This is a genomic window from uncultured Tenacibaculum sp. (assembly GCF_947502995.1).
In the GTDB taxonomy this organism is placed as follows: domain Bacteria; phylum Bacteroidota; class Bacteroidia; order Flavobacteriales; family Flavobacteriaceae; genus Polaribacter.
This window is the reverse complement of record NZ_CANNBW010000003.1, coordinates 206,353-219,254: the sequence shown is the minus strand read 5'-3', so window position 1 is coordinate 219,254 and position 12,902 is coordinate 206,353. Positions and strand designations below refer to the sequence as shown.

Annotated in this window: 5 protein-coding genes; all 5 read left to right on the top strand. The window is 34.3% G+C overall.

Annotated features, from left to right (window positions below; all coding sequences use genetic code 11):
- Positions 1 to 9 precede the first annotated feature (9 nt).
- Positions 10 to 744 carry a tRNA pseudouridine(38-40) synthase TruA gene (gene truA / locus Q1A46_RS03725; protein ID WP_299674083.1) on the top strand — a complete coding sequence of 245 codons (735 nt, stop codon included), beginning with the start codon at positions 10 to 12 and terminating at the stop codon, positions 742 to 744.
- 57 nt (positions 745 to 801) lie between these two features.
- Entirely contained in the window at positions 802 to 2,511 is a 1,710-nt protein-coding gene (locus Q1A46_RS03720) for an ABC transporter ATP-binding protein (protein ID WP_299674162.1), read from the top strand.
- A gap of 82 nt (positions 2,512 to 2,593) precedes the next feature.
- Positions 2,594 to 3,061, top strand: coding sequence for a hypothetical protein (locus Q1A46_RS03715; RefSeq protein ID WP_299674081.1), 468 nt, complete (start codon positions 2,594 to 2,596; stop codon positions 3,059 to 3,061).
- Between the two features lie 541 nt (positions 3,062 to 3,602).
- Complete coding sequence (locus Q1A46_RS03710; RefSeq protein ID WP_299674079.1) at positions 3,603 to 9,620, top strand: glycoside hydrolase family 48 protein; 6,018 nt, start codon at positions 3,603 to 3,605, stop codon at positions 9,618 to 9,620.
- 78 nt (positions 9,621 to 9,698) lie between these two features.
- Complete coding sequence (locus Q1A46_RS03705) at positions 9,699 to 12,839, top strand: cellulose binding domain-containing protein (protein ID WP_299674077.1); 3,141 nt, start codon at positions 9,699 to 9,701, stop codon at positions 12,837 to 12,839.
- Positions 12,840 to 12,902 lie beyond the last annotated feature (63 nt).

Here is a 12,902-nt window from a genome sequence, read left to right as displayed (position 1 = left end):
AGGATTTCTTTGCGATATTTTTTAGAGCTAGCATACCACGGTAAAAACTATTATGGTTGGCAAGTACAACCTGATGTAATTTCAGTTCAAGAAAAGCTAACCAAAAGCATAAGTACTATTTTAAGAAAAGAAATAAGTATTGTAGGTGCTGGTAGAACAGATACAGGTGTTCATGCGTCGCAAATGTATGCGCATTTTGATTTCGATTCGGTTTTAGATGAAAATTTCACTTATAAACTAAATGCAATTTTACCTAACGATATTGTAGTGTATAGAACTATTTTAGTTGCTGATGATGCACATGCTCGTTTTGATGCAACAAGCCGAAGTTACGAATACAAAATATGGTTAGGAAGAAATCCGTTTGTGTTAGATACTTCATGGCAATTAAATTATAAAAATATAGACATTGAAGCCATGAATACTGCAGCAAAATTACTTTACGAGTATGAAGATTTTGAGTGTTTTTCGAAAGTAAAAACAGATGTACATACGTTTAACTGTGAGGTAACCAATGCAGAGTGGATTTTACAAGGAAGTGAATTAACTTTTTTTATTTCTGCAAATCGTTTTTTAAGAAATATGGTTCGTGCTATTGTAGGAACTTTATTAGATGTTGGTTTAGGAAAAATAACAGTAAACGATTTTAAAGCAGTTATAGAAAGTAAGAACAGAAGTAAAGCGGGTGTTTCTGTACCTGCGAAAGCATTATTTTTAACAGAAGTAACATACGATTATATTTAAATTGTGAGTAAAAGTAGTTCAGGAAAAGCATTTGATATTAAAATTTTTGCACGCTTAATGAGCTTTGCAAAACGCTATCGTTTTCAATTTTGGGTTGCTACAATATCTACCATTTCATTGGCGATATTTGCAGCAGCAAGTCCAGTAATTTTATACAGAGCGATAGATGATTTTACGGTAAATAAAGATTTAGCACGATTGCTATTTTTTACCATGGTGATGTTAGGAGTATTAGTGATTCAGGTAATACTTCAATTTTCATTTATTTATTATGCCAACTGGGTTGGTCAGCATATTATTAAAGATTTACGTACCATTATTTTTAAAAACATTTTACGTTTTAAAATGTCGTATTTCGATAATACATCTGTAGGAAGATTGGTAACAAGGGTAGTTTCAGATATAGAAACTATTGCAAATTTTTTCTCTCAAGGTGTGTTCATGATTGTGAGTGATGTGCTAAAAATGTTGGTAGTTGTTATCGTTATGTTTGTAATCAACTGGCAATTAGCTTTAATTGCTTTAGCCGTATTACCAATTTTAATTTATGCAACGAAGTTATTTCAAATTGCAATTAAAAAAACATTTCAAGATGTACGTAATCAAGTAGCAAACTTAAACGGGTTTGTACAAGAGCGCGTTACAGGAATGAAAATTGTACAATTATTTAATAGAGAAAAAATAGAATACGAAAACTTTAAAGCAATTAACGAAAAGCATAAAAAAGCACACGTTAAAACAGTTTGGTATTATTCAATATTCTTTCCAATAGCAGAAATTTTATCATCTATAGCTATTGGTTTAATAGTTTGGTACGGAGGTTTACAAGTAATAGCAAAAGATACAATTACGGTTGGAGCGATTATTAGTTTTGTACAAATGGCTCAAATGTTATTCAGACCATTGCGTCAAATAGCAGATAAGTTTAATCAATTACAAATGGGAATTGTATCTGGGGAACGTGTTTTTAAGGTTATAGACACAGAAAGTTATATCAGCCAATCAGGAACAATTTCTGCAAGTGATTTAAAAGGAAACATAGAATTTAAAGATGTTCATTTTAGTTATGTTGAAGGAGAAGAAGTTTTAAAAGGAATTTCTTTTCAAGCTCAAAAAGGAGAAACGATTGCAATTGTAGGATCTACTGGAGCAGGAAAATCAACTATTATTAATCTAATTAGTCGATTCTATGAGATCGATAGCGGGAAAATTTTGGTAGATGGAACTTCAGTTGAAGATTATAATTTAGAAAGTTTAAGAAATCAAGTCGCTGTGGTATTACAAGACGTATTCTTATTTTCAGATTCAATTTTAAATAATATCACTTTACGTAACGAGAATATTTCGTTAGAAGAAGTTCAAGAAGCGGCAAAACAAATAGGAATTCACAATTTTATAGAAAGTTTGCCAAATGGATATAATTACAATGTAAAAGAACGTGGAGCAATGTTGTCTTCTGGGCAACGACAATTAATCGCCTTTTTAAGAGCATATGTAAGTAATCCAAGTATTTTAATTTTAGATGAAGCAACTTCTTCTGTAGATACAGAATCTGAACAAATGATTCAGTATGCTACAGATAGAATTACAAAAGATAGAACTTCTATAGTAATTGCTCACCGATTAGCAACGATTAAGAAAGCAGATAAGATCATCGTAATGGATAAAGGAAAGATTGTAGAGTTAGGTAGTCATCAAGAACTTTTAGAACAAGAAGGCTACTACAGAAACTTATATGAGAAACAATTTAGCGCAGAAACAATGTAATGTAATTCTTTGCGTTAAACTTGTGTAATTCTATCAAAACATTACATTTGTTACTCAATCTTAAACTTAAAATCATAAAACGATGAAAAAAGTAATTTTATCTGTCTTCGTAGTTGGTTCTTTATTAGCTACTTCTTGTAAACAAGCAAAGGAAGCAAAAGAAGAAGTAAAAGAAACTACTGAAACTGTTGTTGAAAAAACAGAAGAAGCTGCTAAAACTGTAGTTGAAGAAACTAAAGAAGCAGTAGAAGAGACAAAAGAAGCTGTAGGAGAAGCTGTAAAAACTGTAGAATCTGCTTTAGAAGGAGTATCTATTCCTGAATTTAAAGATCCTAAAGTAGGAGAATACTTAAAGTCTTATGCAGATTATGCTAAATCTTATTTAGATGCTGGTAAAGACGTAGTAAAAAATGCAGATTTAGCTACTAAAGGAGTAGAATTAGCTAAGAAAGGACAAGAGATTGCTGGAGCAATTAAAGATCCTGAAACAGCTAAAAAGTTTTCTGAAACTTTAGCTGCTATCCAAGCTAAAATGGCACCTGCTAAATAAGCTTCAAAAAAAATAATTTTAAAAAAAGACCTTAACATATGTTAAGGTCTTTTTGTGTTTTAGAAACTAATAATCAGTACTTTATGTTTGGTTTTTAATATTTTTTTATCACCTCGAATTTATGTGATTGTACGAATAGTTCATTTTATTAAAAAAAACTTACAATGTGCAATAAAACTGTTGAATTTATGTTTTTTTCTCGTTAACTTTAAGTTGGATATCGATATCCTAAGACAACCAAATAACAATGTTCGAAGGTCATGAGCTTAGAATTAAGTTATTAAAATTAACCTTCTAGAATTAACCTACAAATTAAGAATCCCCCAAAGTGTTCTTCAAAAGTTTGTAATTCTAGTTTATTTATTAAAAACCTTAACTGGATAGTGTATTTACATTAGCTAGAAAGGGATAGTATTATAAAAAATGAACTGACTTTAAAAAATAGAAAAAAGTCAGCATGGTATACTTATCTCTAAACTCAAGCTTCAAAGTAATTATTCCTAATCAGAAAAGGAGAATAGTATAAAATCTTAACTGGTTTATGCGAAAGCATTTACTGGAAAGGGAAAGTAATGTAAATAATCAAACTAAATTATTGAATATGAAACTACGAATGTTTTATGTAATAATCGTATTGTGTTTTTTACCTTTTTTAGGCTCGGCACAATATAATTACGGAGAGGCTTTACAGAAGTCATTATTATTTTACGAAACACAACAGTCTGGAGTTCTTCCAGATTGGAATAGAATTAGTTGGCGATCTAACGCAGGAGTCAACGATGGACAAGATGTAGGATTAGATTTAACTGGTGGATGGCATGATGCTGGAGATCACGTAAAATTTGGCTTTCCTATGGCGTTTTCGGTAACAGCATTAAATTGGGGCTTTTTAGAATATAAAGCTGGATATGATGCTGTAAATCAATCTGAAATTTTCAAGAGAAATATAAAATGGGTAACAGATTATTTTATTAAATGTCACCCAAGTCCTAACGAGTTTTACGCACAGGTTGCTGATAGTAAATCTCAAGATCATAACTTTTGGATGGCTCCAGAAATGGTAGATGTTCATCCACAATATGGTCAGCGTAAATCATATAAATTATCACCTTCAGCTCCAGGAACAGAGGTTGCTTGTGAAACAGCAGCAGCTTTAGCTTCGGCGAGTATAATTTTTAAAGATAGTGATCCAGCTTATAGTGCAACCTTATTACAGCATGCAAAAGAATTATATGAGTTCGGAGATACCTACAGAGGATTGTACAACGAAGATGGAGGAATTCCTGCGACAGGAACGTATTCTTCAGGAGGTTATCAAGATGAGTTAACTTGGGGAGCATTATGGTTATATAAAGCTACAGGAGATGTAACTTATTTACAAAAAGCTGAAGCAGAATACACATTGCCAGATTTTCTTTGGAGTTTAGTATGGGATGATAAATCGTATGGAAATATGGTTTTATTATCAATGATTACAGGAAAAAGTAATTATAAAGCAGATGCAGAACGACATTTAGATTTCTGGCAACAAGGAGGAGGAATTAATTATTCTCCTGGCGGACAGGCACATTTAACACAATGGGGTTCTTCTCGTCATGCCATGAATGCATCTTTAACTGCATTAATTTACAGCGACAATGTTGCTACTCCAAAAAAGAATCAGTATTATCAATTTGCAGTAAATCAGATCAATTACATTTTAGGAGATAATCCTAATAACAGAAGTTTAGTTACTGGTTTTGGAGTAAATCCACCTACTAAACCGCACCATAGAGGTCAGCATGCAAGTTGGACTAGAAGTTCTGCTGTACCAGTAGAATCTAGACATACATTATGGGGCGCTTTAATGGGCGGACCAATGGAAGCCAACGATGTTTTTGTTGAAGATAGAGATGATTTTCAAGCTAATGAAGTTGCAACAGATTACAATGCTTGTTATCAAGGAGTATTAGCAAAAATGATTATTGACTTCGGAGGAACAGAATTAGCAAATTTCCCACAGCCAGAAACTCCAGGTTTAGAGTTTATTAATGAAGTAAGAATTAATAACGATCAAAATAAATCTACTGAGGTTGCAATATGGCTAAATAACCGTTCAGCATGGCCAGCACGAGTTCCAAACTCATTAAAAGCACGTTATTTTGTTGATATTTCTGAAGGAGTTGCTGAAGGATTAACTGCTAGTGATTATGTTGTAAATGGAAGAGGAGCAGGAACAATCAATCCTAGTTTGCAAGCTTGGGATGCTGCAAATAACATTTATTATGCTGAAGTAGAAGTTAGTCAAGATCGTATGCCTTTCCCAGGAGGACAAGGAGAATACAGAAGTGAAATTCAAGTGCGAGTTTCTTTGCCAAATAGTGCAAGTGCTTCAGCCTGGGATCCTACGAATGATTTTTCATATACAGGGTTAAATAATACACTTAAAATTGTACAAAATGTGCCTATTTATGTTGATGGAGAATTAGTTGGCGGACAAGAGCCAAACGGTGGAGATACACCAACAGCTTCATTTACAGCGACACCAGAATCTGGAGTTGCACCTTTAGAAGTGCAGTTCAATGCTTCTGCTTCTTCAGATCCTAATGGAGATGCATTAACGTATAGTTGGGATTTTGGAAATGGAACAACTTCAACATTGGTAAATCCTAAAGTAACATTTACAGGAATAGATAATTATGTGGTTACTTTAACTGTAAGTGATGGAACAAATACATCTTCGCCAGTTACTAAAACGATAGAAGTTTCAGATGGAAATATAGCTCCAGTTGCTGAATTTACCGCAACGCCAGAAACAGGAATAGCGCCAGTAACAGTAAGTTTTGATGCTTCTGCTTCTTCAGATGAAAATGGAGATGCATTAAGTTATAGTTGGGACTTTGGAGACGGAACGTCAGGATCAGGAGTCACTGTTAGTCACGATTATGCAACTGTTGGAGATTACACCGTAAAATTAACTGTAAGCGATGGAAGTAAAACAGGAACAAAATCTACAGTAATTAACGTAACTGACGGAAGTCCAGTAGCTGCTTTTACTTCTAATGTAGATAGCGGAGTAGTTCCTTTTGATGTAACTTTTGATGCTTCATCATCTGTAAATCCTAAAGGAGGTGTATTAACTTACAACTGGAGTTTTGGTAATGGATTATCAGCTACAGGAGTTACTAGTGCAACAACTTATAGTACGCCAGATCAATATTCAGTTACTTTAACAGTTACAAATGCTGATGGAGAATCAGATTCAGTAACTCAAACTATTGTAGCAACAGATGGAAATACTTCTTGTGGTTTTGGTACACCAACCGCAAATGCATTACCAACAGTTCATAAACAATTCAATCATATTTTTGTTTTAGGAAATGGAGGACCAAATTTAGATAATGTATCTAATTTTACAATCAATTGGGATTTACCAAATAACGGATTGTATCAATTCTCAATGCTAACTAATAATGGAGTTCCTTCTTGGTGGAATGACTTTAAACCTAAAGTTACGCAAAACTTTGGTCAAGCAAATCCAGAAGTAACAATTAGTAATTCAGGATTCCAAAATTTAGATGGTTCGTATTGGGCAACTGTAGATAATGGTAATTTTGTTTTAGCTTCTAAAACTGGAGGATTTACGATTTATTTTAGCGAAACAGATCAAGCACCAAATTGTAACTCTTCAATATTAGCTACCAGAAATGCAAGAGTGGTTAATGAATGTACATTCAATACACCGGTAGCAAATGCATTACCATCAGTACAAAGACAGTATAATAATATTTTTGTTTTAGGAAACGGTGGGCCGAGTTTAGATAATGTATCTAATTTTACAATCAATTGGGATTTACCAAATAATGGATTGTATCAATTTTCAATGCTAACTAACAATGGAGTTCCTTCTTGGTGGAATGATTTAAAACCAAAAGTTTCTCAGAATTTTAATTCTGCACAGCCAGAGGTTACAATTACAAACTCGGGTTTCTCAGGTTTAGATGGTTCATATTGGGCTACTATGGATGCTGATAACTTTGTGTTAGTATCAAAAGCAGGAGATTTTACAATTTATTTTAGTACTACAGATACAGCACCAAATTGTGGTGGTGGATCAGGAAATACTGATCCAGTAGCAGATTTTACTGCAAGTCCTATTTCAGGTGAAGCACCTTTAACGGTAACTTTCGATGCTTCTGCTTCTTCAGATGCAGATGGAGATGCTCTAGGGTATAGCTGGGATTTTAATGATAGTAATTCTGGTTCAGGAGTTACAATTCAAAATACATTTACAGCTAAAGGAAACTACAGTGTAGTATTAACTGTCAATGATGGAAATGGAGGAACTGCAACAAAAACAGTTGTAATAAGAGTTTCGGATCCTGTAGTTATTGTAGATCCAGGTCCAACTGGAAATGAATATTTAGATCGTTTCAATGAAATGAGAGCTAAATTTTACGCACCAGAAAATGGATATTTTAGTGCAGATGGATCTCCACATCATTCTATTGAATCATTAATTGTTGAAGCTCCAGATCACGGACATGAGTCAACAAGTGAATTATATTCATATTGGTTATGGTTAGAAGTAATGAATGCTAGAATAAATGGAGATTGGGGTTCAATTGGTACAGTTTGGGATAGAATTGAAGAGTTTATTATTCCGACTCAGGCAGATCAACCTACAAATGCCGCTTATAATCCTTCGAGTCCTGCAGCATATGCTCCAGAGTTTGCATTACCTAGCGGTTATCCTGCTCCATTAGAATTTTCAGCTCCGGTAGGTGTTGATCCAGTATCTGCAGAATTAACTGCGGCTTATGGACCAGAAGTTTATCAAATGCACTGGTTATTAGATAATGATAATTTCTACGGATATGGAAATAGAGGAGATGGAGTAAGTACCCCCTCTTACATTAATACGTTCCAAAGAGGAGAACAAGAATCTGTTTATGAAACAATTCCACATCCATCTTGGGAAGGATTTGATTGGGGAGGACCTGACGGATATTTACCATTATTCACTATAGATCAAAACTATTCAAGACAGTGGAGGTATACAAGTGCAACTGATGCAGATGCAAGAGCTGTTCAGGCTATGTATTGGGCGCAAGTTTATGCTAAAGAACAAAACGTTAGTTTAAATCTTTTAGACTTAGATAAAGCGACTAAAATGGGAGATTACCTAAGAATAGGAATGTTCGATAAGTATTTTAAACCTTTAGGAGTACAAAGCGATGTGTCTGGAGCCGGTACAGGTTACGATAGTGCACATTATTTAATGTCTTGGTATATTTCATGGGGTGGAGCTGTAGATACTTCTGCACCTTGGGCGTTTAGAATTAGTTCTAGTCACTGTCACTTCGGATATCAAAATCCAGTAGCAGCTTATGCAATGTCGCAAGTAAATGAAATGAAGCCAGGAACTCCAACAGGAGCAAGAGACTGGGGAGTAAGTTTACAACGTCAGTTAGAATTCTATACTTGGTTACAATCTAAAGAAGGTGGAATTGCAGGTGGTGCAACGAATAGTTGGAATGGAGATTATAGCACATATCCAGCAGGAAAATCTACATTCTATGATATGGCTTACGATGATAATCCAGTATACGAAGATCCAGGAAGTGGAACTTGGTTCGGATGGCAAGCATGGTCTATGGAGCGTATTGCTGAGTATTACTATATTACTAATGATACTATGGCGAAAAACTTAATGGACAAATGGGCGAATTGGGTGAAAAATGTTGTAGTATTAATTGGAGAAGATGATTTCGATATTCCAGCTACTTTAGAGTGGACAGGTGAACCAGATACTTGGAATCCTGATAATCCTGGTTCTAACGACGGATTAAGTGTTACTGTAACAGATTATGGTAAAGATTTAGGTGTTGCTGCTTCGATGGCTAAAGCTTTAATTTATTATGCTGCTGCTACAGAAAAGTATGAAACTCTAGATACAGCTTCTCGCGATTTAGCTAAAGAAGTATTAGATAGAATGTGGAGAACATATAGAGATGATAAAGGAGTAGCAGCTCCAGAAAGTAGAGGTGATTTTACGCGTATTTTTGAGCAAGAAGTTTATGTGCCAAACGGATTCACAGGAACAATGCCAAATGGCGATGTAATTGAACCTGGAGTTACTTTCTTAGACATCAGATCAAACTATAGAAATGATCCAGATTTTGCAAGATTAGAGGAAGCTTACAATAGCGGACAAGAATATACGCAACGTTACCACAGAAGTTGGGCACAAATTGAAGTTGCTTTAGCAAATGCGGAATATGGTTTCTTCTTTGGAGGAGCAACAACTGCTGCTAGAACAAAACCAACGCAAATGTCTGTTGGAGTTGGTCCTAATCCAGCTTCAGACTTAATAAATGTTTCGGTTTTCAACACGAAAGATAATGTAGAACTAAGATTGATAGACTTATCAGGAAGAGTTATTACAAGTAAAACTTTAGAAAGCCAGCAAAATAGAACAACAATTTCAGTGAACGGATTACCAACAGGAGTTTATATTTTAGAAACTAAAGATGTATCTGCAAACATCGTTTCTAGAAAAAAGATTATTGTCAAGTAATTAATGGTCATTAGAGGAGTGCAATTTTGCGCTCCTCTTTTTCTTATAAAAAACCAACCAAAAAAATACCCCCTAATTATGAAAAGCTTATTCTTAAAAGCTTTAGCATCTGCTATGATGCTACTTTTAAGTTCATTAAATAGTAACGCACAAACCAATAAAAATACTTCAGGTTTTGTGTATGCAGAAGGAGACAAATTCATGTTAAATGGACAACCATTTTATATTTCAGGAGCGAATGTATATGATTTCTTTACTTACGGGTCTTCTAGTGGAGATATAGAAACTCAATTTATGGATAAAGAGCGTATCGACGCTCATATGAGAAGATTATATGTAAACGGAATTCGAGTTATACGAATCTGGGGATTTAGTCATGAAGAATGGCATGGATTTGAGCCAGAAAAAGGAGTGTATAGCGAAGCACAATTTTCGTTATTCGATTACATTGTTAAGTCAGCAGAAGCTAACGGAATTAAACTCATTATTGCGTTAGAAAATTATTGGAACGATTACGGAGGAATTAAAGATCGACTGAAGTGGGAAGGTATAGAAGTAGAAGGAGCTGGAACTCACGATCAAGGACAATTCTTTACCAATGCTTCAGCAATTCAAGGATATAAAGATTACGTAGAATATTTTATCACAAGAGTAAATCATTACGACGGAGTTGCTTACAAAGACGATCCAACGATTTTAGCTTGGGAGTTAATGAACGAACCAAGATATCAAGGTTTTGGAGATGATTTAACTTCAGATGTTTTAAGAGCTTGGGTAGATGATATGGGAGCTTTTATCAAAAATATAGATTCAAATCATTTACTAGGAACAGGTTTGGAGGCTCACGGATTAAAATATGGTTTTGGAGGTGACGAAGGAAATGATTTTATTAAAATTCATGAATCTCCATATATCGACTTTACTTCAGCGCATCCATACATTAGAGAAAGTTGGTCAAATTTCACTTTAGATGAAACCATGGCTTTAGTTTGTCAATGGGCAGATGAATCTCATGATGTGATTAAAAAGCCGTTGTACATTGGAGAGTTTAATGTAGAACGAATAGAAAGAAGCGAATGGTGGGAAGAAATCTATGGGTTTATAGAGAAAAAGAAAATAGGAGGAAGTGCATTTTGGTGGTTTCCAGATGATCGTACTCCTAGAGATAAATTTGCTGTTTTTGAAGGCGATGTTGAGTTAGATATTTACAAACGTCACGCACAAAAGATGGAAGAAATGTCCGGTGGAGAAGTGATTTATTTATCGCTAATGTCACCTAAATCAGGAGATATTTATGTGTCTGGAAGTTCAGTGAAAATAGCAACAAATCTTATTAATGCATCAAACTCTGTAGCTAAAGTAGCTTTTTATGCAGATGGTGTTTTGTTAGGAGAAGATACAACTGCTCCTTTCGAATTTGAAGCGAATTTACCAGACGGAAACCATGTAATTACATCTATCGCAACAGGCGTAAACGGTAATACAAAAACTTCATCAGGAAGAACAATTCAAGTAGGAGGAGAAGGTGTTGTAGAATTAGAATATAAAAATGCTTCGATTGCTACAGTAACAAACATTATTAAACCACACTTCAGAATTAAAAATAATGCATCAACTCCAGTAAATTATGGAGATTTAAGCATTCGTTATTGGTTTAATTCAGATGATGATCAAGACATAAATTTCTTTACAGATTATGCTAAAATTGGCTCAAGTAATGTAAAAGGAAAGTTTGTAACTGTTTCTGGTGATTCCAAGTATTTAGAAATTACATTCGATGCTGCTGCTGGAAGTTTAGGAAGCGATGAAAGCTCTGGAAGAATAGAAGGGAAATTTGCAAATCAAACTTGGTCAGATATGAATCAAGCTAATGATTATTCCTACAATGCCACCCAGAATGATTTTGCGCCTTGGAATAGAGTAACATTATATTTAAACGGAAAATTAATAAGCGGAATAGAACCTTCAGGAGATATAAACCAAGCTCCAATTGCGGTAATTTCAGCTACACCTATATCTGGAAACGAACCATTAACGATTACTTTAGATGCTACAGGTTCTTCAGATCCAGAAGGAGATGTTTTAACCTACGAGTGGGATTTAGGAAATGGAGTCACAGCTACAGATGCAATTTTCACGTATGAGTTTACTCAAAGTGGAGCTTATGAAGTTACGTTAAGAGTCAGTGATGGAACTTTAACAAGTGTAGCTAAAGAAACAATAACTGTTAGTTCTACAGAAGTGATTGCAAGTTTCACAGCAGATCAATTACAAGGAGTTGCTCCTTTAATTGTGAATTTTGATGCCTCAGCTTCATCAGATCCAACAGGAAACTCTCTAACATATACTTGGGATTTTGGAGATACTACAACAGCAACGGGAATTATAGTTGCTAAAACTTATGATACACCAGGTGATTATTTGGTAACATTAACAGTAGATAATGGTATTGTTGCGCCTGTGTCTAGCAGTAAAACTATTAAAGTTACAGAAGAGGTTACAAATGCTTCATTAATGGTTGAATATACCGATGGAGGAAGAGCGAATGCTTCAGATAATATGGTAAATCCACATTTACGAATTGTCAATAATGGAGATCAGGCTGTCGCTTTAAGTATGCTTACTGTTCGTTACTGGTTTACTTCTGAAGATAATAACAATTTAAATTTCTGGTGTGATTGGGCACAATTAGGAAGTTCATTTGTAAATGGAACTTTTGGAGTAGCAAATGGAATGGATTATTTAGAATTATCATTTGAAACTTCAGCAGGAAGTATTGCTTCTTCAGGAAATACAGGTCCAATTCAAGCAAGATTTTCTAAAACGAATTGGTCTCCTTTCAATGAACTTAATGATTATTCATATGATGTTACTGCAACAAGTTATAGTGCCAATGATAAGATAACACTTTATTCAAATGGAACTTTAGTTTGGGGAACAGAACCAACTTCTGCAAGTACAGCTCAATCGAATGAAGATATAATGTTATCTAAAGCAACATTATATCCAAATCCAGCAGTGGATCAAGTAACGATCAAAATGGATGAAAATTTAAATGATTTAACTATTAAAATTTTAAATCTAAGCGGATTACCAGTTATTAGTAGTACATCTAAAGATCTCAGAATAGATGAACTTTCTAATGGGTTATATATCGTAGAAATTACTAATCCTAAAACACAGAGAAGAGTTAGGAAACGATTAATTATTAAACGATAATTCAGAAAAAAAATCACTTCTACTAATTATCAAGTAGAAGTGGTTTTTATGACTTACATCAAT